This is a genomic window from Variovorax sp. 01T432, assembly GCF_056398605.1.
This window is the reverse complement of sequence record NZ_JBFTPS010000027.1, coordinates 73,128-96,109: the sequence shown is the minus strand read 5'-3', so window position 1 is coordinate 96,109 and position 22,982 is coordinate 73,128. Positions and strand designations below refer to the sequence as shown.

Here is a 22,982-nt window from a genome sequence, read left to right as displayed (position 1 = left end):
GCGCCAGGCCGCGCGCATCGATCGGCGCCAGCGCGGCCGCGGCCTCGTCGAGGCGGCCGAGCAGGAGGAGCCGGCGCGCCGCGATCAGCCGCGCCTGCAGCGCATTGGCCCGATCGGCGCGCGCCTCGAGCGTGGCCGTGGCCGCCGCCAGCACGCGCGGCGAGCCGCCGAGGTCGCGCATGGCCAGTGCCACTTCCGCCTCCGCCACGACGCAGCGCGCGCGCGCCAGTTCCTCGTGGGCGCCGAAGTCGCGCGCGGCGCGCCGCAGCAGCTCGCGGGCGCGCGGGTGCTCGCCGAGCTGGGCCATGGCGATGCCGCGCAGGGCCAGCGCCGGCGGATCATCGCGCAGGGCCACGCGCTTGAGGGCGCCGAGCGCGTCGCCGGCGGCGAGGGCGCGCGCGGAGGCGGCGATCAGGGAGTCCATGACGACAGGCTACACTGCCGCGCCGGTCTCGGGCTTTGGCGTCAAGACCTGCTCAGCGTCCGTCGACCAGGCTGGCGAAGCCGGCGGCCTTGAAGCGTTCCACGACGAAGTCCGCGAAGACCCGCGTCTTGGCCGCCAGCAATCGCCTGCTCGGGTAATACAGCGAGAGCGGCCCGGCGTCGCTGTACCAGCCGGGAAGGAGCCGTACCAGTTCGCCGCTCGCGATCGGCGCGAACACGAAGGGCATCGGCAGCAGCGCGACGCCCAGCCCGAGCCGCACCGCCTGCGCGATGGCCTCCGGATCGCTGAAGATGAGCCGCGGCCTGCACGACACCGCGAGTTCGGCCGAGCGCCGGGAGCGCAGCGTCCACGGGCGCACGCGTCCCGTGGGCGAAGAGCGGCGCATGATGCCGTCCAGGCCTGCGAGCTCGTCCGGATGGCGCGGCATGGGTCGCCCCGCCATGTAGGCCGGCGAGGCCACGGCGACGATATGGACGGGTGCCAGTTCGCGCGCCACGACGCCGGACATCAGCTTGAATCCCCCACCGATCGCGGCATCGAAGCCTTCACCCACCAGGTCGACCTGGCGATTGTCGAAGTGCCAGTCGGGCAGCACGGCCGGATACCGCGCCAGGAAATCGGCCAGCAGCGGGACCAGGAAGTGCCGGCCGAAGGCATGGCCCATGCTGACCTTCAAGGTGCCCGCGGGAACATCATCGCGCGTTCCGGCACCCGCGAGCGCGCCCTGCAGCGACGCGAGTGGAGGGTCGACCCGCTGCAGGAAGCGCTCGCCGCTCTCGGTCAGGGCCAGGCGCCGCGTGCTGCGATGGAAGAGGCGCATGCCCAGGTCGGATTCGAGGCGCGCGACGTTCTTGCTGACGCCGGCCGGCGTCATGCCCAGGACCCGCGCCGCGGCGGAGAAACTGCCGTGCTCCGCCGTCTGGACGAAGGAGATCAGATGCTGCAGATGAGCCACGGCCGATCTTAAACCGGCGGTTGAAGCTGATTGGCGCCGAATCGGGCTAGTCGGCGGCTGTGGATGCCGAGACACTGGGAGGCTGCGCTGCTGCAAGGCGCAACTCACTTGGAGAAATACCGATGCGCACGCTCGTCCGTCTGCTCCTGGCTTCACTGGTGGCCTTCGTCCTGCCGACGCAGTCGTCGGCGCAGAGCCGCTTCGACTTCCCGGCGAAGTTCGCGACGCGCGAGATCGCCGCCAACGGCGCGACCATCCACGTCCGCTCCGGCGGCAGCGGCCCGGCCGTGGTGCTGCTGCACGGCTATGGAGAGACGGGCGACATGTGGGTCGCCCTCGCCGACGAGCTGGTGCGAGACCACACGGTGATCGTTCCCGATCTGCGCGGTCTCGGCCTGTCGTCGAAGCCCGCAACCGGCTTCGACAAGAAGACCCAGGCAGGGGACGTCAGCGGCGTGCTGGACGCGCTGGGCGTGCAGCAGGCCGACGTCGTCGCGCACGACATCGGCAACATGGTCGCGTTCCAGTTCGCGGCGCAGTACCCGCGGCGCGTGCGCCGGCTGGTGCTGATCGATGCGCCGGTGCCGGGTGTCGGCCCATGGGAAGAGATCCTGAAGAACCCCTTGCTCTGGCACTTCCGGTTCGGCGGGCCGGACATGGAACGCCTTGTCGCCGGCCGCGAGCGGATCTACCTCGACCGGTTCTGGAACGAGTTCTCGGCCACGCCCGCGCGCTTCGGCGAAGCGGCGCGGAAGCACTATGCCCGGCTCTATGCGCGCCCCGGTGCCATGCATTCCGGCTTCGCCCAGTTCGCGGCATTCGACCAGGACGCGATCGACAACCGGGCGTTCCTTGCCCATGACCGCCTGAAGATGCCGATCCTCGCGGTCGGGGGCGAGAAGTCCTTCGGTCCGATGATGGCGACCGTCATGCGCGCGGCGGGCGACGACGTGAAGGAAGGCATCGTCCCGGATTCGGGTCACTGGATCATGGAAGAGAATCCCGGCGCCACGATCCGGCTGGTTCGCGACTTCCTCGCGCTCTGAACGCCTTGGGCCGGAGGCGGGACCGGTCGCCATGGTCCGAGGGGGGCGGCGCCCCTGGGAACGCGCGCGTGCAGAGAGGGGCCCTTCGCCGCTAGACTCCACCTCGTGTGCGCCGCTCGCGCATCCCTCCGCTGATCGCTGAAGGCAATGCCCCATGGCTGAGTCCCGGTCTCGACCCCCGTCGAAGCAGGCGCCGCGCGCCGGAAGCACACTGCGCGAGCCGTTCGAGCGGCTGGTCGACATCGGCCTGCGGCTGAACGCGCGGGCTAGCGCGGGCGAGGTGCGCGACTTGCTGGTCGACGAAGCCGCCCGGCTCCTCGGCGCACAGCGCGTGCTGCTGGTGCTCGACACAGGGACGTGCCTGCGCAGCGCCGGCGCGCGGCTGCCGCCCGCCGAGGACGCCGCCGCGCTGCTGCGCGCCATCACGCCCTGGCTCACCGAAGCCCGCCGCACGCGCAAGCCCAGCCTGCGGCACGGGCCCGAGGGCACCCGGGCGGCCGATCAGCGCTCGTGCCTGATCGCGCCACTGGCCGCGCAGCAGGAACTGTTCGGCTACCTCTACGCCGACATCGAAGGCGCGCTCGGTCGCTTCGACCCCCCGCACCGCGAACTGCTCGCCGCGCTGGCGCGTCAGGCCGCCGGGGCCCTGGCCCACATCCGCGACCGCGAGGGTCTCCAGCGCGAGCTCATGCAGCGCAGCGACGAGCTCACGCTCATCAACGCGATCCAGCAAGGCATGGCGGCCAAGCTCGGGTTCCAGGCCATCGTCGACCTGGTGGGCGACAAGCTGCGAGGTCTGTTCGACTCCGGCGACCTGAACATCGTGTGGTGGGACGACAAGACCAATCTGGTCCAGGTGCTGTACCGCTACGAACACAACCTGCCGCTGCCACTGCCGCCGGCACGGCCCTTGAAGCCGGACGAGCCATTGGCGCGCATCCTGCGCACGCGCGAGGTCGGCGTGGTCAATACGCGCGAGGAGCAGACCCGCGCCGGCCTCCATCCCTCACCGGGAACCGACTGGGCTCTTTCGATCGTGGCTGTCCCGATCATCGGCAGCGACCGCGCCCTCGGCATCATTGCGCTGCAGAACCACGAGCGCGAATACGCCTTCGGGGCGCACGAGGTCCGGCTGCTCGAGACCGTGGCGGCCAGCACGGGCCTGGCGCTGGAGAACGCGCGCCTGTTCGACGAGACGCAGCGCCACGGCCACGAGATGCAGGAGGCGCTGGCCCATCAGACCGCCGCCGCCGAAGTGCTGCGGGTCATCGGCAGCTCGGTGGCCGACCCCGGCCCGGTGTTCGACAAGATCCTGGAGTGCTGCGCGCGCCTGTTCGACGGCAGTTCCTTCGCCCTGCTGATGGTCGACGCCCAGGGGCATCTTGCGCTGACGCGCTGGTTGATGACGGCGGCCGGCCGCGCCGCCATCGGCGAGAAGCGCCTGGCCGAACTCAGTTCGCTCATGCACTCGGACTATCCGATGCCGCTGGCGGGCACCTCCGCCGAACTCTCCTTCCAGACGGGCGATCTCGTGGAATTCGCCGATGTCCTCGGCGATGCCGCGGCGCCGCTGGTGTTGCGCCGCAACGCGGAGCGTGCGGGAACGAGCTTTGCGAACCTGGCCGCGCCGCTGATGTGGGAGGGCCGGGGCATCGGCATCCTGAGCATGCAGCGCACCGGGGTCGGTCCGTTCCGGCCGGGCGAGCGCGCGCTGCTCAAGACCTTCGCCGACCAGGCCGTCATTGCGATCCAGAACGCGCGGCTCTTCGACGAGACGCAGGCGGCGCTGCACAAGGTCGAAGAGCGCACCGCCGAGCTGACCGAGTCGCTCGAATACCAGACCGCCGTCAGCGACGTGCTGCGCGTCATCAGCGAATCGCCGACCGACGTGACGCCGGTGTTCGAGGCCATCCTGGACTGCACCATGTGGCTGTTCGAAGGCCCGGCCACCGCGATCTTCACGTTCGATGGCCGCAAGGTCCACCTGGCGGCGACCCGCAACTGGCCCGCGCAGGCGCTGGGGGCGGCGCGCACGCTCTGGCCCGCGCCGCCCGACCCGCGCCAGATGAACGGGCGGGTCATCATGGAGCGAAGGGCCCTGGGCATCGAGGACGCCTGGTCCGACCCGGAATACGACCGCACCCTGGCAACCGCCGGTAGCTGGCGCCGCATGATTGCCGCACCGATGCTCAAGGACGGCGTGCCGGTGGGTGCGATCACCACCGCCTGGCCGGCGCCCGGCACGACGCCGCAGCGGCAGATCGACCTGCTCAAGCTGTTCGCGGAGCAGGCAGTGATCGCGATCCAGAACGCGCGGCTGTTCAGCGAGACGCAGGAAGCGCTGGAGCAGCAGACCGCTACGGCGGATGTGCTGCAGGTCATCAGCGAATCGATGGAGAACGCGCAGCCGGTGTTCGACAAGATCCTGGAGAGTTGCCAGCGCCTGTTCGCCGGCACGCAACTCGGCATCTCGCTGATCGGCGACGACGGCCTGGTGTACCTGGGCGCGCATCGCGGCTCCGCGCGCGAAACGCTCGAGCGCTTCTATCCCCGGCCCCTCGACCACTCGGCCATCGGTGCCGCCATGGGCAGCCCCGAGGTTCTCCATGTCCCGGATGCGCTCGCCGAGCCGAGCCTGCCTGCCTTCATGCGCGAGGTCGCCGAGCGAATCGGGAACTACGCGATCATGATCGCCCCTCTGATGTGGGAGGGGCGCCACATCGGCTCGATCCACATCGCGCGCCAGCCGCCGCAGCCGTTCGCCGACAAGGAGATCAAGCTGCTGGAGACCTTCGCCGACCAGGCCGTCATCGCCATCCAGAACGCGCGCCTGTTCAACGAGACCAAGCAGGCGCTGGAGCGGCAGACGGCGACCTCCGAAGTGCTGCGCGTCATCAGCGCCTCGGTCACCGAGACGCAGCCGGTGTTCGACACCATCGCCGAGCGCGCCGCGCGCCTGACCGGCGCCGACTTCGGCTTCGTGTTCCGCTTCGACGGCGAATGGATCCACCACGTCAGCCTGATCGGCGTCGACGCCGAAGGGATCGAGGCGGCGCGCAGGACCTTCCCGATGCGCGCGGACGGCGGCTCGGTGACGGGCCGGGCCATCCGTGACAAGACCGTGAGCCGCGTGATCGATGTGCTGGCGGAGCCCGGGATCTCCGAGGCGATCCGGCAGCTCACCCTCGCCACCGGGAACCGCAGCGTGCTCAGCGTGCCGATGTTCCGGAAGGGGCAGGTGATCGGCGCGATCACGGTCAACCGCCGGGCCGCCGGGCCATTCAGCGACGAGCAGGTCTCGCTGCTGCAGACCTTCGCAAGCCAGGCCGTGATCGCGATCCAGAACGCGCATCTCTACAAGGAGGCCGAGCAGGCGCGGGCCGCGGCCGAGGCGGCGAACGAAGCCAAGAGCGCGTTCCTGGCGACCATGAGCCACGAGATCCGCACGCCGATGAACGCGGTGATCGGCATGAGCGGCCTCCTGCTCGACACCAGGCTCGACACCGAGCAGCAGGACTACGTCGAGACGATCCGCGATTCGGGCGATGCGCTGCTGACCATCATCAACGACATCCTCGACTACTCGAAGATCGAGGCCGGACGCATGGACATCGAGTCGCACCCCTTCGACCTGCGCGACTGCGTGGAGTCGGCGCTCGACCTCATCAGCACGCGCGCGGCCGAGAAGCAGCTCGACATCGCCTATGTGTTCGATGGCGATGTGCCGGCCGGCGTGAGCGGCGACCTCACGCGGCTGCGGCAGATCCTGCTGAACCTGTTGAGCAATGCCGTGAAGTTCACGGAAACCGGCGAGGTGGTGCTCACGGTGAGTTCGAACGCCCTGGCCGCGGGCAAGGTCGGGCTGACCTTCGCCGTGCGCGACACCGGCATCGGCCTGTCGCCGCAGGGCATGAGCCGCCTGTTCCAGTCGTTCTCGCAGGCCGACTCGAGCACCACGCGCAAGTACGGCGGAACCGGCCTCGGCCTGGCCATCAGCAAGCGGCTGGCCGAGTTGATGGGCGGGACCATGTGGGTCGAGAGCGATGGCGCGGGTACGGGCTCGACCTTCTTCTTCACCATCGAGGCACCGGTCGCGGAGATCCCGCCGAGCAAGCGCCGCATCCTCGCCGGCGTGCAGGCCGACCTGGAAGGCAAGCGCGTGCTCGTCGTCGACGACAACGCAACGAACCGCCGCGTGCTCGTGCTGCAGACCGGCAAGTGGGGAATGGATTCGCGCGACACCGGGTCGCCGCTGGAGGCGCTGCGCTGGCTCGACCAGGGCGAGCGCTTCGACCTCGCGATCCTCGACATGCACATGCCCGAGATGGACGGCGGCGACCTGGCGCGGCGCATTCGCGCAAACCACGCCACGCTGCCGCTCGTGCTCTTCAGCTCGCTGGGCCGGCGCGAGGTGGGCGATGCCGGATCGCTGTTCAATGCCTTCCTGTCGAAGCCGATTCACCAGTCGCAGTTGTTCGACACGCTCGTGAGCCTGCTCGCGCACGAGCCGGCCGCGAAGCCCGCGCCCAGCAGCGCGGCCAAGCCGCAGATCGATTCGACAATGGCGGCGCGCCACCCCTTGCGCATCCTGCTGGCCGAAGACAACGCCGTGAACCAGAAGCTCGCGATGCGCCTGCTTCAACAGATGGGCTACCGGGCCGACCTGGCCGCGAACGGTATCGAGGCGGTCGAATCGGTGCAACGCCAGGCCTACGACGTGGTGCTGATGGATGTGCAGATGCCGGAACTCGACGGGCTCGATGCGACCCGGCAGATCTGCGCGCTGATCGAGGCCGATCAACGGCCGCGCATCGTGGCGATGACGGCCAACGCCATGCAGGGCGACCAGGAGATGTGCATCGCGGCCGGCATGGCCGACTACCTGACCAAGCCGATCCGCGTCGATCGGCTGATCGAGGCCTTGAACAATGTGCCCGCACGCAAGGACCGCTGAATGACCAATGCGACCATCGACCACGCGACCTTCACGGAACTGCAGGACACCGCCGGCGCCGACTTCGTGAAGGAACTGGTGCAGACCTTTCTTGAAGAGGCGCCGATCATGCTCGCGGAGCTTCGCGAGGCGCTCGTCACGGGCAACGCCGATGCGTTCCGTCGCGCGGCGCATTCGCTCAAGTCGAACAGCCTCACCTTCGGCGCGCTCGCGCTGGGGGCGATGGCGCGCGAGCAGGAGCTGGCAGGCCTGGCGGCCGCCCGGCAATCGAACGCACTCGACGCGCTGGCGCAGGAGTACGCCCGGGTCGCCGCGGCCCTGACGGAGTTGAGCCGTGGTTGATCTGCGCCAGGCGCCCGCCCGCCTGCTCGTCGCCGACGACAACAAGGTCAACCGCCTGCTGCTGACCCGCAGCCTCGAACTCCAGGGCCACAGCGTCCAGTGCGCCGAAAACGGCCGCATCGCGCTGGAGCTGCTGCAGCGCGACCGCTTCGACCTCATGCTGCTCGACATGGAAATGCCCGAGATGACCGGATTCGAGGTGCTGGAACACCTCTCGGCCGACGTCAGGCTGCGCGACCTGCCGGTGATCGTGACCTCGTCGCTGGAGGGTGTGGCCGACATCGCGCGCTGCATCGAACTCGGCGCCGAGGACTACCTGCACAAGCCGGTCAACGCCGTCCTGCTGAAGGCGCGCATCGGCGCCAGCCTCGAGAAGAAGCGCCTGCGCGACCAGCAGAAGGAGATGGTGCGGCGCTTCGCCACTTCCGAAGTCGCGCAGGACCTGCAGCAATCCGGCTTCTCGCTCGGCGGGCGGCGCGTGCAGGGCGCGGTGATGTTCTGCGACATCCGCGACTTCACCGCGATGGTCGAGTCGCAGCCGCCCGAGGAGACGATCGAGCTGCTGAACTCCTACTACACGCTGATGTTCGACGCGATCAACGGCCATGGCGGCGTGGTGAACCAGATGATCGGTGACGGGCTGATGGCCATCTTCGGCGCGCCGCTGCCGCTGCCCGACCACAGCGCCGCCGCCGTGCGCGCGGCGCTGGACATGGTGGAGATGATCGAGCTGCTCAATGCCGAGCGCATCGCGTCGAACAAGGCCGCCATCCGCATCGGGGTGGGCATCGCCACCGGCGAGATGGTGGCCGGCTACACCGGCACGCAGCAGCGCGCGACCTACACCTGCATCGGCGACACGGTCAACCTCGCCGCGCGGCTGGAGACGCACACCAAGCTGGCGATGCGCACGATCCTGATCGATCCGGCCACCCGCGCCGCGCTCGCCGGGCGCATTCCGGTCGAGGCCCTCGGTCCGGCGCAGTTCCGGGGCAAGGCGGCGCCGGTCGAGGTGTTCGCCGTCGGCGGCGGCAGCACGCCCGCGCCCGGTTGATCCCCGGCCGCCTCCACCGGGAGTGGGGGCTGTCGACGTTGCCACCGATTGCGCGTATGCTAGAAAAAGGTTCTACTCGTTGGTTGCAGCACGCTCCAACCCGCTTTCCAAGACCCAGAAGAACCTGCGGGTGAGGCGATGCTTGCGGTGGAGGGGCCGGTTCAATAGCCATCGATATCGACTGCGGAGACCGTATGGACCTGAGGAGCGAACAACTCGCTGACGGCGTCGAGAAGATCAGCCTGGTCGGGCGCATGGACAGCCTGGGCGGGCATGACATCGACATGCGCTTCGCCGCTCTCGTGGCGACCCGCAAGCTTCTCGCCGTGGTCGATTTGTCCGAGGTTTCTTTCCTGGCGTCCATCGGCATCCGCACGCTCGTCATCAATGCGAGGGCCCAGGCGTTGCGCGGCGGCGGGATGGCCCTGGCCAACCCTCAGCCCCTTGTTGCGGAGGTGCTCAAGATGGCAGGCATCGACACGATCATCCCGGTGTACCCCGATGTCCACACCGCCTGCAGCGCGCTGATGGCGGCAGCCGAAAGCCGCTGATGTCCTCCAGCGACGGGGAGCCGCGGGCCTCCCTGATCGTCAGCAGTGAATTGCGCGAACTCTCGCGCGTGAGTGCCTGGGTGCAGGATTGGGCCGAGCGTCAGTGTCTTCCGGCAAGGGTCGTGCAGAACCTCGACCTCTGCTCTACCGAGGTAGTCACCAACATCATGAGCTACGCCTGTGGCAACGGCATGCAGCGCATCGTCCTGCGCCTGGGTTGGCAAGGCGAAGACGTGGCGCTGGAAGTCGAGGACGAGGGAAGCAAGTTCGACTTGCGGCAGGTTCCCGAGCCGGTGCCGGCGACCAGCGTTCTCGACGCGCGCATCGGTGGCTGGGGCATTCCCATCGTTCGCCGCTTCTCCGATGGCCAGCTCTATCGCCACGAAGGCGGCCGCAATTGCCTGACGCTTCTATTCCGTGCGACCGCGCCGCCCTGAGGGCGCTTCGTCGCGCGCGTTTTCGCCACCGATTCACAACCGAGGAGATCATTCAAATGGGAACCGCAGCCAAGACTTCACCCAGCATCGATGCGCAGAGCGCGATGGCGGCACAGGCCGCCCTCGCCGGCCAACCCAACGGCCAGTCCGAGACTTCCGGCGTCGACAAGATGCGCGAGTTGCTGTTCGGCAATCAGATGCAGGACTACGACAAGCGTTTTTCCATTCTCGAGGAGCGCTTCCAGCAGAGGCTGCGCGACCTGGAGGCGGAGTCGGCCCGCAGCCTGAGCAGCCTCGAATCGACGATGAAGAAGCAGCTCGAGTCGGTCGCCGGCCAGTTCCGCGAGGAGAAGGACCTGCGCTCCGATGCCGACAAGGAGCTGGAGCGCAGCCTGCGCGAGCACACCCAGGCGCTGGAGAAGCGCCTCGCCCAGGTGTCCGACCAGCTCGCGCGCCAGGAGCGCGATTTCACCGATCGCCTGGGCCATGAGATCCAGGGCTTGCGCGACGAGATGCGGCGCCGCCAGGACGACAGCCGCACCACCATCGAGCGGATGTTCGCCGAGCTCAGCAACGTCAAGACCGATCGCAACCTGCTCGCGGGCCTGTTCGTCGAGATCGCCAAATGCCTGAACCAGGACGTATCGCCCAAGGGCGGCAACGGCGAGCGCGTTTGAGTCGCGCCTGGCGGGCGGCCGGCCGCTTGGCGAGCCTGCACGCCAGGGCAGCGGCGCCGTGACGGCGCGCCTGCCTCTGTCGGTGACGCGCGCGCCCGGCAGCGCTTCCGAAGAGGACCCGGGCAGGCGACTCGCCGGCCTTCTGCTGGAGCTGGCACGCTGCATCAATCCGGAAGTGGCCGCGACGCTGCCGAGCCGCCTGGCGGACGATCCGCGTCTGGAGGCGCTGCGCGGCGTGCTGCTCGAACGCGAGCAGGTGGCCCTGGCGCGGCTGCAGCAGAAGTTCGACGACCCGCGCGAATTCGCCGACGCGGTGGGCGCGGTGCTGCCCGCCGCCTTCGCGCTGGCGGCGGCGCAGGACGAGCGCCTCGGGCAGGTGATCGCGCCCACCGTCGAGCGTGCGGCCCAGGCCTCCATCCAGAAGAACCCGGGCACCATGGTCGACATCCTGTATCCCGTGATGGGGCCGGCGATTCGCAAGGCCATTGCCGAGACCCTGGAGGGCACGCTTCAATCGATCAATCAGGCGGTCAAGCACAGCCTGTCATGGCGCGGCCTGAAGTGGCGCATCGAGGCCTGGCGCAGCGGCAGCAGCTTCGCCGACGTGGTGCTCAGGCACACGGCCGTCTTCCGGGTCGAGCATCTGTTCCTGATCCACCGCAAGACGGGCCTTCTGCTCGCCCACGTGGCGAGGGAGGATGCGACCACGCGCGATCCGCAGCTGGTCTCGGCGATGCTCTCCGCGATCCAGGATTTCGTGCGCGATTCCTTCGACGAGTCCGCCAGCGGCGGCACCAGCGGCCGCAGCATCGACAGCCTGCGCCTGGGCGACCTGCTGTTGTGGTGCGAGGAAGGCCCGTCGGCCTTCCTCGCCGCCGTGATCCACGGCAATCCACCCGCGATGGTGCGTACCCGCCTGGGGGAGACGCTGGGCACCGTGCACGACCAATGGCGCACGGCGCTCGATGCATTCGACGGCGACACCGCGCCCTTCGACGAGGCAGGGCCGCTGCTGCGGCCCTGCCTGTTGTCCCAGGCCGCCGAGGCGCACAGGAACGTCTCGCCGCTGCTCTGGTTCGTGCCCCTGGCGCTGCTGGTCGCGCTGGGCTATTGGCTCACGCAGCGGATCGTCGAGGGCAGGCGCGTCGACAGTTATGTGGCGGCGCTGCAGGACCAGCCGGGCATCGTCGTGACGGGCGCCGAGCGCCGCGACGGGAAGTGGCTGGTGTCCGGGCTGCGCGACCCGCTGGCGGCGCAGCCGGAAGCCTTGCTGGCGCAGTCACACCTGGACCCGGCGCGCATCATGGGCCGCTGGGAGCCCTACCAGGCGCTGCATCCGGCCATCGTTCTCAAGCGCCTGCAGGCGACTCTGGATCCGCCGCCGACCGTCGTCCTGACACAGGACGCGAGCGGCATTCGCGCGAGCGGCAGCGCGCCCCAGCACTGGATGGACAAGGCGCGGGCCTTCATGCAGACCCTGCCGGCCGGCGCCCCGAAGGTGGATCTCAGCGCCCTCAAGGACGTGCAGGACCCTGACTACATCCGCCTGCGCGACGCCATCCAGGCCCAGCTCATTCACTTCGACTTCAGCATGCCGCGGCCCGCGGCGGACCAGGAGAGCAAGCTCGACGCCGTGGCCGCCGACATGCGCGAACTGGTGCAGGTGGCCCGCGCCCTGGGGTTCCCGGTGAAGGTGACAATCGTCGGCCACGCCGACGCCACGGGAAAGGACACCTCCAACCTGGCCCTGAGCGTGGGCCGCGCGGAGGTCGTGCGCTCCATGCTGCGGGCGCGCGGCGTCGATCCGGCCGTGCTCGCCGTGCGTGGCGCCGGCCCGCTGGAGCCCCTGAGACCCGGCGCCAGCGAGGACGAGCTGTCGATGAATCGGCGCGTGTCCTTCGGCGTGAGCACGGGGGACTAGCCATGCTGCAGAAGAAGATCTGTCTGCTCGGCGCCTTCGGCGTGGGAAAGACCAGCCTGGTGCGGCGTTTCGTCGACACCATCTTCTCGGATGCCTACCTGACCACGGTGGGCGTGAAGATCGACAAGAAGCTGGTGACCGTCGGGACAGAGCAGATGGCACTGATCCTGTGGGACATCGCCGGCGAGGACGAGATCTCGGCCGTCCGGGTGAGCTACCTGCGCGGCGCCGCCGGATACCTCCTGGTGGTGGATGGCACGCGGCCCGAGACCCTGGACACGGCGGTGTCGATCCAGTCGCGCATCGGCGCGGAGATCGGGGGCGTTCCCTTCGTCGCGCTGCTCAACAAGGCGGACCTGCAGGAGGACTGGGCGATCCCGATGGAGCGCATCCAGATCCTGGAGGCCGCGGGCTGGACCTTTCGCCGCACCAGCGCCAAGACGGGCTTCGGCGTCGAGGAGACCTTCCAGGAACTGGCGGGGCGCCTGGCGCGGTAGCATGCTCGACCTGCCGGCGCGGATCTCCGACTCGCTGCTCCTGCTGCTCCACGCGCAGCGCGTGCTCGCGCACCTGGTCATCGATGCCTCGCAGAACCTGGTGCAGGCCGGCGGCCACCTGGCGCACTACGGGCTCGACGGCCTCGGACTCGGCGCTCCAGCCAGCGAGCAGATCCCGTTCCTGGAAGGTCTGCTGCCGCTGGTGGAGACGCCCTTCCTGATCCGCTCCATGGAGATGCCCAGCGGCCGCGTGGCCGACGTCCATTTCTTCGCGGATGACAGCACCGTCTGGATTCTTCTGCTCGATGTGACGGCGGAATACGAGGAGGCCCGGCTGGTGCAGCAGAAGGCCTATGACATGACCCTGCTCAGCCAGCGCGAGGCCAGGCTCATCGAGCAGCTCGAGTCGGCCAACCAGGAACTGACGCGCGCCCATCGCGAACTCGCCGCGTCCCGAGAGGCCCTGCTGCTCACCCACGACCGGCTGCAGCAGGAGCTGCGCGACGCCGAGCGCTATGTTCTCGCCATGCTGCCGGCGCCTCTGTCGGAACCCTTCGTGGTCGACTGGCGCTTCGTTCCCTCGACCGAACTGGGCGGCGATTCGTTCGGCTACCACTGGGTCGATGCCGATCACTTCGCGCTCTACCTGATCGACGTCTGCGGCCATGGCGTGGGTGCGGCGCTGCTGTCGGTCGCGGTGGCCGACACGCTGCGCTCGGGGGCGCTGCCGCGGACGGACTTCCGCCATCCCGCGGAGGTGCTCGCCGCGCTCAACCTCGCCTACCCGATGGAACGGCACGGCGAGCTGTTCTGCACCGTCTGGTACGGTGTCTACGAGCGCGCCACCGGCTGCCTGCGCTACGCCTCTGCCGGCCACCCCCCGGCGCTGCTGGTGAGCGGCCCGCCCGAAGCCGGCGGCGAGGCCCTGCCGTTGCAGGCATCGGGCCCCTGCGTCGGCCTCTCCCCGACCGCGCGCTACCGCGACGAGCAGTGCATCCTGCGGTCGCCCGCGCGGCTCTTCGTCTTCAGCGACGGAGCCTATGAAATCACGAGGCCCGATGGCTCCATGCTGGCCTTCTCCGCCTTCACGGAGATGCTCGCGCGGCCGGTCCGGGACGGGCAGTCCGAGCTGGACCGCCTGCTGGACTTCGCACGCGACGCGCACGGCCCCGGCGTGCTCGAGGACGATTTCACCCTCATCAAGATGGCGCTCTGAGCCGGCGGCCGGAGCGCGGCGTGTATTCTCCAGGACCGTTATGAAGCGAAGACTCATCAGCTCAGGCTCCACCTTCGAGGCGCAGATCGGCTATTCCCGCGCGGTGGTCGCCGGCGACTGGGTCTTCGTCTCGGGGACAACCGGCTTCGACTACGGCACGATGTCGATCTCGAGCAGCCTGGTCGAGCAGACCGAGCAATGCCTGAAGAACATCGAGTCCGCCTTGCGGGAAGCGAACGCGAGCCTGCGGGATGTCGTTCGCGTCACCTACGTGCTGCCGGACGGCGCCGAGTTCGAGCAGTGCTGGCCGGTGCTGCGCAAGTATTTCGGCGAGGTTCGCCCCGCCGCCATGATGATCTCCGCGGGTCTGGCGGATCCGCGCATGAAGATCGAGATCGAGGTCACGGCCCTCCTCACCCCTATTGGAGACAAGAACAATGTGGAAAGACGATGACGAGCTCTTCGCCCTGATGCGCGCGCGGCTGTTCCCCGCGGTGGTCGGGGACATCCTCGACACTATGGGCCTGCTGCACCAGTTCCTGCCGCCGGCGATCAAGCCGGTGGCGCGGTCCATGGTGGTGGCCGGCCGTGCCATGCCGGTGCTGGAGACCAACTGCTTCGCGCGCGCGGAGCCGCTCGGCAAGTCGCCGCTGAGCCAGAAGGCCTTCGGCCTGCTGTTCGAGGCGCTCGACGACCTGGCGCCGCACGAGGTCTACGTGGCCACCGGCGCGGCGCCGCAGTTCGCGCTGTGGGGCGGCCTCATGACCACGCGTGCCATGCACCTGAAAGCGGCCGGCGCGGTGCTCGACGGCTACTCGCGCGACACCAGCGAGGTGCTGGAGCTCGGCCTGCCGGTCTTCTCGCTCGGCGGCTATTCCCAGGACCAGGGGCCGCGCGGCAAGGTGGTCGACTACCGGGTGCCGGTCGAGATCCAGGGCGTGCGCGTGCGTCCCGGCGACATCGTCTTCGGCGACCAGGACGGCGTGCTGATCATCCCGCGCGAAGCCGAAGAGGAGGCCATCCGCCTCGCGCTCGAGAAGGCCGGCACGGAGAACAGCGTGCGCAAGGCGATCCAGGAGGGCATGAGCACGGTCGAGGCCTTCAGGACCTTCGGCGTCATGTAGTCCAGCCGGGGCCGGGCTGCCGGGCCCGGGCGCCCTTGCCCGCCGGTCGCCGCCGGGCGAGCGCCATGTTGGCCGTGATCATGGCCGCGACCAGCGTGACCAGCCACGAGAAGTACACCCACAGCAGGAAGAGCGGAAAAGCCGCGAAGGCCCCGTACAGCGTCTTGTAGGTGGGCACCTTGACGAGGTACATGGTGAAGCCCCGCTTGCCGAACTCGAAGGCCACGCTGGCGATCAGGCCGCCCGCGACGGCGTCGCGCAGCCGTACGTTGGTGTTCGGAACGAGGTAGAACATGCTCGTCAGCACGGTCACGCCGAGCAGGAGCGGGCCGAGGTCGAGCAGGAACTTGAGCGATGGCGGCAACGCGCCGATCAGGCCCATGGAAACGCCCAGCAAGTACGAGGTGGCCCACAGGCTCAGGCCCAGGACGGGTGGCCCGACGGCCAGCATGAGCAGGTACAAGCCGACCCGCCTGAAGAATGGCCGGTTCTTCCTCACCTCCCACATCTGGTTCAGCGCGTTCTCCACGGTCAGCAGCATCGCGACGGCGGAGCCCAGCAGGAGGAGCGAGCCGACCCAGCTCAGCCCGCTGGCGTTCGCGGCGAACTGGTTCAGGTACTTCAGGACCGTGCGCGCGATGTCGGCCGGAAGCAGCCTGCTCAGCAAGAATTCCTGAAGCGCATCCTTGAAGCGCCTGAAGACCGGGAATCGCGCCAGCAGCGCAAGGCTCGCCGCCAGCAAGGGCACGATGGACAGCAAGGTTGCGAAGGTCAGGCTCCCGGCGACCTGGGGCAAGCGCTCTTTCCTCGCGCGGTGGATCGTCAAACGGGTCAGGGTGAACATGTGTCGCTGAAAAAGGAGGAATCGACCGGCTGCGCGGGCGAAGGGGCGATTGTGAGGTGCAGTGGCCGCCTTGGGCCCGCGGCAGCAGGAACCCGGCAGGGCCCGGCTCATCTAAGTGCTGGCGCCGCGGTCGTTGATATCCATCCGCAGGAGGTGGCCGTCTTCCCGATATGCTGTCAGAAACGACTGCGACGAACCCACGTCAGAAGGAATTGGATCGTGCATGAGCTGACCTTCCGCACGCTGCTGTACCGCTACTTCTTCTTCGAGTGGCTGTTCCTGGACGTCACGCAAGGCAGTCTCATCGAGCGCTCGGCGGCCCGACGGCACAACCAGTCCCAGGCCCACTGGCTTCTCACCTACATGCGGCGCTGGCTGTGGTGCGCCGTGCTGTTGTACGGGTTGGGGGGGATTGTCGAGATCCTGCTCGGCGCGCCGGCCGTATCGGCGCTCTTCTATGTGCCGAGCGCCCTGAGCGTGTCGGTGAATGCGGTCATCGCGGCGGCCTGGCTGGGGCTCAAGACCTTGTCCGAGCCTCTCTGAGATCGCCGCACCCGGTGAGATCCCAGCCCGCGGAGGACGATGTAGGGACGAAACCCAACTCAACCAGGGCCGGTTCAGGCTGCCAGAAGAACAGGCCATGGCGCTGGCGCAAGAGGACTCGCCGTTCGACGTGGCAGGCGGAGCGGTGTTGGAGGCGCGCAAGTGGCACACGGCCGTGCTCGTCGACCCTCGCCGTCCCGGTCGGATACCCTCGACGGCCAGGGAGGCGCCTCGCGGGCGAGCACCCCTTTGGATCACCCGTCACTTCGTCGCGCCAATGGCGCAGGAAGGCTTCATGGCCCCCCATTCGCAGCCCGCGCTCGAGCAAAGGCTTGTCGCCATGGTGCGTTCGTCCAACAGCCTGATGGCCGCGCTGAGGGCCGTCCGTTCGCTGGGATTGGGCGCCGCCTGGTGCATCGGCGCCGGCGCGGTGCGCTCGCTGGTGTGGGACGCCCTTCATGGCTTCGAACAAGCGACAGCCATTGAAGACGTCGATGTCGTCTACTTCGACGACGCGGCGGGCGGCCGGGGGCAAGAGGCGGACCTCGAAACTCGTCTGCGTTCGGTCATGCCGGCGTTGCGGTGGGAGGTCACGAACCAGGCCACCGTGCATGAGTGGTTCGCCAGCAATCTCGGGCAGGTGGTGCCTGCGCTGGGCTCCCTCGAAGAAGGCGTGGCGACGTGGCCGGAGTTCGCCACCTGCGTCGGCGTGAACCTCGACGACGAGGAATCGATCGGAGTCGTCGCTCCGCACGGGCTCGACGACCTGTTCGGCCTGCGGGTCCGGCACAACCCGCTCCGAGCGAGCGTCGCGACCTACAGGCAGCGCCTGGCATCGAAGCGGTTCGGCGAGCGATGGCCGCTGCTTTCCATCGACGCATGCTGAGGGCGGAGCCCGGCCGGACATTCACAGCGTCCGACCTCTTCTTGCCCCGGGGCGGAATCCCTCAGGACCTTGCTTTCTTCGAGGCTTTCGGCTTGCCCGCGCTGTTGAGGTCGACCGCCTGGCGAACGAGCCCCTTGAAGGCGGACTCGTCGACTTCCTCTCCTTCGTGGATGTCGATCGCGCGGCGTGTGTTGCCGTCGAGACTGGCGTTGAAGAGGCGGGCCGGATCCGGCAGGGATGCGTCCTTGGCGAAGGTGAGCTTCACGACGGCCTTGTAGGATTCGCCGGTGCAGATGATGCCGTCGTGCGACCAGATCGGCGTGCCCCGCCACTTCCACTCCTCGACGACCTGCGGGTCTGCTTCCTTGATGAGCTTGCGCATCCGGGCGAGCGTTTCGCCGCGCCAGTCGGCCAGTTCGGCGATTCTTTCCGAGATGAGCTCCGATGCCGACGGGCCTTGGCTCGCATCCGACTTGTTCATGTTCCCAGCCCTCATGTAAGACATGGCGGCGATGTTAGGGCCGGCGCGCGCACCCTCTGCGGCTTGCGCTCATCATGTCTACCCTGCAAGCCTTCCGCCGTCGGCGACGTAGGCCGCTCCTGTGACGAAGCTGGCTCGATCGGACAGAAGCCAGACGACCAGCTCCGCGATTTCGTCGGGTGTCCCCAGTCGACCGAGCTGATTCCGCGGATCGGTCGGGACACCCCTCAATGCGGCGGCCGAACTGACCATCGGCGTGTCCACATGACCCGGACACACGGCGTTCACGCGAATGCCCGACATGCCGTACTCGAGCGCCGCGGCCTTCGTGAGGCCGATCACGCCGTGCTTGCTTGCGACGTAGGCCGAGGATCCGCGCAGGCCGACCAGGCCGCCGATGGACGACATGTTGACGATGGCACCGCCGCCTTGATGTCGGAGCATGGCTGCGATCTGGTGCTTCATGCACACGAAGACGCCGGTCAAGTTGACGGCGATCGTTCGCTGCCACGCCTCGAGCTCGACTTGCGCGAGCGGCTTTCCGGTCGTGCCGACAGCGGCCGTGCCGACACCCGCGTTGTTGAAGGCGCCGTCGAGTGCTCCGAAGATCTCGACGGCTCTATCGACAGCGCTTGCCACCTCCGGTTCGGATGCCACATCCGCTTCGATCGCCACGGCTTCGCTCCCGCTGGCCTCGAGCTCGGCGGCCGTGGATCTGGCGGCCGCGGCGTCCCGATCGACCACGGCCACACGCGCGCCTTCGCGCCCGAGCAGGAGGCAGGTGGCGCGGCCGATGCCCGAGCCGCCGCCCGTCACGAAGACGACTCGATCGTCGACGAGCCTGGAAGTGAGCGCCCTCACGTGCTCATCCCGCGTCGGCCGCCAGCCACTGCACCAGGGCCTGCGTCACCAGTGTCGGTTGCTCGATCGTTGACAGGTGGCCGCAGTCCGGAATGACGCGCAGTTCGGAGCCCGCGATGCCATCGCGAATCTCCTCGGCCAGATGAGGCGGCGTGGCCGAGTCGTGCTCGCCGACGAGGACCAGCGTCGGGCAGCGTATCGCGCCCAGGTGCGGCCGCGAGTCGGGACGCCGACCGATCGCCTTCTGCTGGTGAATGAACCGCTCGGGGCCCACATCCCAGGCGATGCGTCGATAGAGGGCGCGCAGCTCGGCATCGTCGCGACGCGCCGATGCGACCGCCATCAGCCAACTCTGATCGAGGTAGCGATCGAAGCCGTCCTGTTCGACGGCGCGGATCGAATCGAGGCGACCTTGCGCAGCCTCGGGCGTGTCCGCTCGGGCCGAGGTATCGAGGAGCGCCAGTCGCGTCACTCGCTCGGGTGCCTGTCGCATGATTTCAAGCGCCGTGTAACCGCCCATCGACAGGCCCGCGAGCGAGAAGCGGGGCGGGGCGTGCGCCAGGATCTGCGCCGCAATCGCGGGGATCGAGTCGCCCTTGCAATGATTTGCAATGGTGACCGGGCCGAACTGCCAGAGGGCGGGCAACTGCGCTGCGAACAGGCGCGCCGAGCAGTACAGCGCCGGAATCAAGAGCACAGGCTGAGTGTCGGCCATGGTTCGAAGTCAGCGGTCGACGGTGATGAGCTCGGTCATTGGCTTCCATGACTTGCCATCGAAGCGGGCCAGGCGCGCCTGGCGGATCGGGAAATAGTCGTCCGTCCGATAGTTGACCTTCATGCCGGGCAACAGCATCCCGAGTTCGACATCCTTCATCGTCGTGACCTGCTTGAGCAGATTCTCGCGGGTCAGTTGGTCGCCGCAGCGTTCGAGCGCGAGGGCGGTGAGCTGCGCGCCCATGTAGGAGTACACGGCGGAGGTGTCGCCCGCGTTGTCGGCGGGCAGGTATTTCTTCATGAAGGCGAGGTACTCGTTCATTGCCTTGTCGTCGGCCCACGCCGGATCGGAGGGGGTCTTGAACCAGTAGCTCGACACCAGTCCGACGGCATTGTCCAGGCCCGCCGGCGTCAGGACCCCGGAGATCGAGCTGGAGACGTACGGCACGATGTAGAAGGGCTTCCAGCCCAGGCTGGCCACCTTGCGGATCGCCTGCGCCTGTCCCTTGTTGGATCCGAACACGGCCAGCGTGTCGACGCCCGCCGCCTGAACCTGCAGGATCTGCGAATCGACGGTCGGGTCCGTGACTTCGAAGCTCACCTCCTTGACGATCTGGCCGGCCTTGGCGCCAAGGCCCTCGCGCAGGCCGCGCATGTAAGACCTGCCGACGTCGTCGTTCTGTACGAGGACGCCGATCTTCGCGTCAGGCCTCTGCGCGGCCAGGTACTTCCCATAGATCGCGCCCTCGATGTCGTAGGCGAACGCGAACGGCACGGTCCACGGTGTCTCCTTCGCGTTGTGCAGGCCGGGGCTGGATGCGTAGAAGAGGAGCTGCGGCACCTTCTTGCTGTTCATGTACTTCTGCACCGCGGTCTGCGAGGGTGTTCCCATCGAGCCGACCAGCGCCAGAACGTTGTCGCCTTCGACCAGTTTGCGCGTTACTTCAACGGTCTTGGGGGGGCTGTAAGCATCGTCGACCGACAGGAGCTCGATCTTGCGTCCCCTGATGCCGCCTTGCGTTTCGTTGAGCATCTTGAAATAGGCCGTGTTGACCCGGCCCACGATCGAATAGCTCGAGGCCGGACCGCTGTAGGCCACGGTTTCGCCGAGCTTGATCTCGGAATCGGTGACGCCGGGACCGTAGGCCTTTTGCGCGTGAGCTGCTGGCGCAGCCAGTGCGGAGACGGCCGACAAACAGATCAGGAAGGATTTCATGTGCGCCATTGAAGTGAGGGTTTCATGCCGCGATCGCGAACCGGGACGGCACGGATAGCGCGGGCAGTACAGCACGGGCGCCCCCTGCCGTCTGTCCCCCTGCCGGGCGACAGCTCTTCCTGGACGGGCCCGGGCGGGCGAACCACAACCCGGGTCAGTCGCGGTCCGGCGCCCCCAGTGGGAACAAGCGCCGGAACGGCCGCGCCTCGTCGACTGCGCGAGCGAAGGACGCACGGGCGAGCAGTCGCGCACGGTATGCGCGCAGCACCGGATAAGCCTCGGAAATTCGATGCGTCCAGTCCGCATAGAACAGCGACGGCGCGGCGGCGCAGTCCGCCATCGTGAAGTCCGCGCCCGTGGCCCAGGTTCGGCCGACGAGATGCCCTTCGAGCCAGCCGTAGGCGCGCTCCAGTTTCTCCACGGCGAGCGCCATGCCGTCCTTGCGCTTCACTGCATCACCTGTGAGCGCACCGTCGACCGCCAGCTGCGCCGCGTTCATCACATGCATGTCGAAGAATCGATCGAGGAAGCGCACGTCCAGCGCGGCCATCGGGTCGGCGGACAGCAGGCGCATGGGCCCGGGATGCACCAGCTGCAGGTACTCGATGATGATGCTGGTCTCGACGACGTTGCGTTCGCCGTCCACCAGCAGCGGGAACTTGCGCAGCGGCCAGCGCCGCAGCCATTCGGCGGTGTGCTGGGGCGCATCCGGCCCCAGGCAGCGGAATTCGAAGGCCGTGTCGTTCTCGTACAGCGCGATGAGCACCTTCTGCGTGTAGGAGGAAAAGGGATGACCGTAGAGGATGAGTGACATCGTGGCTTTCTGTTTTGGATGGCGAGGTGTGCTGTCGGCTGAAGCCGTATCCAAGGGGCCCTGGCCGGATCAGTCTTCCGGTGCGTGACAGACCGCTTCGACGTTGTGCCCGTCTGGACCCAGGACAAAGGCGGCGTAGTAGTCGGGATGGTAGTGCTGGCGCAACCCTGGCGGGCCGTTGTCCGTGCCTCCTGCGTCGATGGCTTCGCGATAGAACGCGTCGACCTGGCCACGAGTTTCTGCCCTGAAGGCCAGATGGAGTGGGGCGGGGCGGTCCTGCGTCTGGAAGAGCCACAGCGAGGGCTTGCCCTGCGTCCCCAGGCCGAGACCCGATGGTCCTTCCATCGCGACGCCGACCCCTAGCGGCGCGAGCGAGCGAAGAAAGAAGGTCTTGCTGGCCTCCAGGTTGCTGACGCCGATTCCGATGTGGTCGAACATGAGGACTCCTTGTCTCGGGAGCTGGGCGCGGGGCCGGCGGCCCTTGGGCGAATGGACAGTATCCACGCGAACGCCGTCGAGCGCAGTAGCACCGATCCTGTTGAGCGCGTAGGGCAGCACGTCGAGACGGCTGGCGTTGGAATGGTGAACAGACAAGAAGGCCCGCACGCGGCGGGCCGGATCGATGCTCAACCTGCTACTGCTGCCAAGGCGGCACGAACGCCCGCCTCTCCAACGCAGTGAACGGCGTGACGGTGGCAACGCTCTGCATGATCCATGCCTCGCGCTTTGCCGCGTCCGGATCGACACGGTCGTCGATCACGACGAGAAACTTCGCAGCGAGGCCGGTTTGCCCTGGTTCCATCACCCTAGCGTATCCACGGTGGCGGGTGGTGTGCCCTTGGCTGGCCGTTGAGGCACCGCTGAGCAGCGCAGCGGCAGGCGGATAAGGGCCGCGCATGTTTGAGCCGCAGGCGAGTTTGCGCGGACCCCGCCTGACGCGAGCAGCGCAAGGGACCCCGAAGGGGCGGTGACGTCGGCCGGCCAAGGGCACACCGCCCGCCACCGCGTCCCCGCAATGTGAGCAGCTGCCGTTTCATCGCGCGCATGAGGGCGATCGAAGATCGCGTAACATCCGGCGCGTCCCGAAGAGGGGCCCGGTCTTGGTCAGCCGGCAGTCGACGCGGCAGTCGCATTCCCCGTGGGCGTGCGGCATTCATTCTTCTTCATCTGTGCAGGTGCGCGCACCATGAGCTTCACACTCACCGACGATGACTTCAACGACCTCGACTCCATCAAGGGCCAACTGGCCTTCGTCACCGCGCTGGTCGGCAGCAGCACTGCTGCCACGATCCAGGTCAACCCCGCGGACTTCGCCGAGTTCCTCGCCCAACTCGAAGCCACGGCCACGCGGCTTGTCGACACCTTGCTGCAGCGCCATGAGGAGGCCCGACTCGGCCTCTAGCC

24 protein-coding genes and 1 pseudogene are annotated in these 22,982 nt (G+C 68.2%); 15 read left to right on the top strand and 10 right to left on the bottom strand.

All coding sequences use genetic code 11. From position 1 onward, the window contains the following. Window positions 1-424 (bottom strand): annotated as a pseudogene (locus tag AC1DNF_RS20630) (helix-turn-helix domain-containing protein); the annotation flags it as partial. Between the two features lie 52 nt (window positions 425-476). Continuing rightward, entirely contained in the window at window positions 477-1,400 is a 924-nt protein-coding gene (locus AC1DNF_RS20625) for a LysR family transcriptional regulator (RefSeq protein WP_478150478.1), read from the bottom strand. A gap of 122 nt (window positions 1,401-1,522) precedes the next feature. Here AC1DNF_RS20625 and AC1DNF_RS20620 point away from each other — a divergent pair, with 122 nt between their 5' ends. From AC1DNF_RS20620 to AC1DNF_RS20565, 12 genes are all read left to right on the top strand, one after another. Next, window positions 1,523-2,446: an alpha/beta fold hydrolase gene (locus tag AC1DNF_RS20620; protein WP_478150477.1), complete on the top strand. Its 924-nt coding sequence runs from the start codon at window positions 1,523-1,525 to the stop codon at window positions 2,444-2,446. Between the two features lie 154 nt (window positions 2,447-2,600). Continuing rightward, entirely contained in the window at window positions 2,601-7,400 is a 4,800-nt protein-coding gene (locus AC1DNF_RS20615) for a GAF domain-containing protein (RefSeq protein ID WP_478150476.1), read from the top strand. Continuing rightward, window positions 7,401-7,742, top strand: coding sequence for an Hpt domain-containing protein (locus AC1DNF_RS20610; RefSeq protein WP_478150475.1), 342 nt, complete (start codon window positions 7,401-7,403; stop codon window positions 7,740-7,742). It begins immediately after the preceding gene. Continuing rightward, on the top strand, window positions 7,735-8,796 hold the full coding sequence (locus AC1DNF_RS20605) for an adenylate/guanylate cyclase domain-containing protein (RefSeq protein ID WP_478150474.1): 1,062 nt from the start codon (window positions 7,735-7,737) through the stop codon (window positions 8,794-8,796). Before AC1DNF_RS20610 ends, AC1DNF_RS20605 begins: the two co-directional genes overlap by 8 nt. A gap of 194 nt (window positions 8,797-8,990) precedes the next feature. Further along, complete coding sequence (locus tag AC1DNF_RS20600) at window positions 8,991-9,347, top strand: STAS domain-containing protein (protein ID WP_478150473.1); 357 nt, start codon at window positions 8,991-8,993, stop codon at window positions 9,345-9,347. Next, window positions 9,347-9,784, top strand: a complete 438-nt coding sequence (locus AC1DNF_RS20595; RefSeq protein WP_478150472.1) for an ATP-binding protein — start codon at window positions 9,347-9,349, stop codon at window positions 9,782-9,784. The genes AC1DNF_RS20600 and AC1DNF_RS20595 overlap by 1 nt, the downstream gene beginning before the upstream one ends. Before the next feature lie 56 nt (window positions 9,785-9,840). After that, entirely contained in the window at window positions 9,841-10,461 is a 621-nt protein-coding gene (locus tag AC1DNF_RS20590; RefSeq protein ID WP_478150471.1) for a hypothetical protein, read from the top strand. A 58-nt stretch (window positions 10,462-10,519) separates the two neighbouring features. After that, the gene (locus tag AC1DNF_RS20585) at window positions 10,520-12,382 is read left to right on the top strand and encodes an OmpA family protein (RefSeq protein ID WP_478150470.1); all 1,863 of its coding nucleotides are present in this window, start codon (window positions 10,520-10,522) and stop codon (window positions 12,380-12,382) included. 2 nt (window positions 12,383-12,384) lie between these two features. After that, window positions 12,385-12,879, top strand: a complete 495-nt coding sequence (locus tag AC1DNF_RS20580; protein ID WP_478150469.1) for a Rab family GTPase — start codon at window positions 12,385-12,387, stop codon at window positions 12,877-12,879. 1 nt (window position 12,880) lies between these two features. Next, on the top strand, window positions 12,881-14,095 hold the full coding sequence (locus tag AC1DNF_RS20575) for a PP2C family protein-serine/threonine phosphatase (protein WP_478150468.1): 1,215 nt from the start codon (window positions 12,881-12,883) through the stop codon (window positions 14,093-14,095). Window positions 14,096-14,135: 40 nt separating this feature from the next. Beyond that, a complete protein-coding gene (locus tag AC1DNF_RS20570) occupies window positions 14,136-14,549 on the top strand; it encodes a RidA family protein (protein WP_478150467.1) in 414 nt (137 codons plus the stop codon). After that, a complete protein-coding gene (locus tag AC1DNF_RS20565) occupies window positions 14,533-15,219 on the top strand; it encodes an RraA family protein (protein ID WP_478150466.1) in 687 nt (228 codons plus the stop codon). The genes AC1DNF_RS20570 and AC1DNF_RS20565 overlap by 17 nt, the downstream gene beginning before the upstream one ends. On the opposite strand, the gene AC1DNF_RS20560 is transcribed toward AC1DNF_RS20565, so the two are convergent. Further along, entirely contained in the window at window positions 15,212-16,063 is an 852-nt protein-coding gene (locus tag AC1DNF_RS20560) for a YihY family inner membrane protein (RefSeq protein WP_478150465.1), read from the bottom strand. The genes AC1DNF_RS20565 and AC1DNF_RS20560 overlap by 8 nt on opposite strands. 219 nt (window positions 16,064-16,282) lie before the next feature. Here AC1DNF_RS20560 and AC1DNF_RS20555 point away from each other — a divergent pair, with 219 nt between their 5' ends. Together AC1DNF_RS20555 and AC1DNF_RS20550 are read left to right on the top strand one after the other, a co-directional pair. Further along, window positions 16,283-16,606, top strand: a complete 324-nt coding sequence (locus AC1DNF_RS20555; RefSeq protein WP_478150464.1) for a hypothetical protein — start codon at window positions 16,283-16,285, stop codon at window positions 16,604-16,606. Window positions 16,607-16,883: 277 nt separating this feature from the next. Beyond that, window positions 16,884-17,492, top strand: a complete 609-nt coding sequence (locus tag AC1DNF_RS20550; RefSeq protein WP_478150463.1) for a nucleotidyltransferase family protein — start codon at window positions 16,884-16,886, stop codon at window positions 17,490-17,492. Window positions 17,493-17,553: 61 nt separating this feature from the next. On the opposite strand, the gene AC1DNF_RS20545 is transcribed toward AC1DNF_RS20550, so the two are convergent. The 7 genes from AC1DNF_RS20545 to AC1DNF_RS20515 all read right to left on the bottom strand — a co-directional run bounded on the left by AC1DNF_RS20545 (window position 17,554) and on the right by AC1DNF_RS20515 (window position 22,380). Then, window positions 17,554-17,973: a DUF1801 domain-containing protein gene (locus AC1DNF_RS20545; protein ID WP_478150462.1), complete on the bottom strand. Its 420-nt coding sequence runs from the start codon at window positions 17,971-17,973 to the stop codon at window positions 17,554-17,556. 78 nt (window positions 17,974-18,051) lie between these two features. Further along, window positions 18,052-18,834, bottom strand: coding sequence for an SDR family NAD(P)-dependent oxidoreductase (locus AC1DNF_RS20540; RefSeq protein WP_478150461.1), 783 nt, complete (start codon window positions 18,832-18,834; stop codon window positions 18,052-18,054). A 4-nt stretch (window positions 18,835-18,838) separates the two neighbouring features. Next, on the bottom strand, window positions 18,839-19,549 hold the full coding sequence (locus AC1DNF_RS20535; protein ID WP_478150460.1) for an alpha/beta fold hydrolase: 711 nt from the start codon (window positions 19,547-19,549) through the stop codon (window positions 18,839-18,841). Window positions 19,550-19,558: 9 nt separating this feature from the next. Then, on the bottom strand, window positions 19,559-20,764 hold the full coding sequence (locus AC1DNF_RS20530; protein ID WP_478150459.1) for an ABC transporter substrate-binding protein: 1,206 nt from the start codon (window positions 20,762-20,764) through the stop codon (window positions 19,559-19,561). A gap of 154 nt (window positions 20,765-20,918) precedes the next feature. Next, window positions 20,919-21,578: a glutathione S-transferase family protein gene (locus tag AC1DNF_RS20525; protein ID WP_478150458.1), complete on the bottom strand. Its 660-nt coding sequence runs from the start codon at window positions 21,576-21,578 to the stop codon at window positions 20,919-20,921. A 69-nt stretch (window positions 21,579-21,647) separates the two neighbouring features. Further along, on the bottom strand, window positions 21,648-22,016 hold the full coding sequence (locus tag AC1DNF_RS20520; protein ID WP_478150457.1) for a VOC family protein: 369 nt from the start codon (window positions 22,014-22,016) through the stop codon (window positions 21,648-21,650). Window positions 22,017-22,212: 196 nt separating this feature from the next. Next, window positions 22,213-22,380 (bottom strand): hypothetical protein, encoded by a 168-nt coding sequence (locus tag AC1DNF_RS20515; protein ID WP_478150456.1) that lies wholly within the window; start codon window positions 22,378-22,380, stop codon window positions 22,213-22,215. A 384-nt stretch (window positions 22,381-22,764) separates the two neighbouring features. Here AC1DNF_RS20515 and AC1DNF_RS20510 point away from each other — a divergent pair, with 384 nt between their 5' ends. Further along, window positions 22,765-22,980, top strand: coding sequence for a hypothetical protein (locus AC1DNF_RS20510; protein WP_478150455.1), 216 nt, complete (start codon window positions 22,765-22,767; stop codon window positions 22,978-22,980). The last annotated feature ends 2 nt before the right edge of the window (window positions 22,981-22,982 follow it).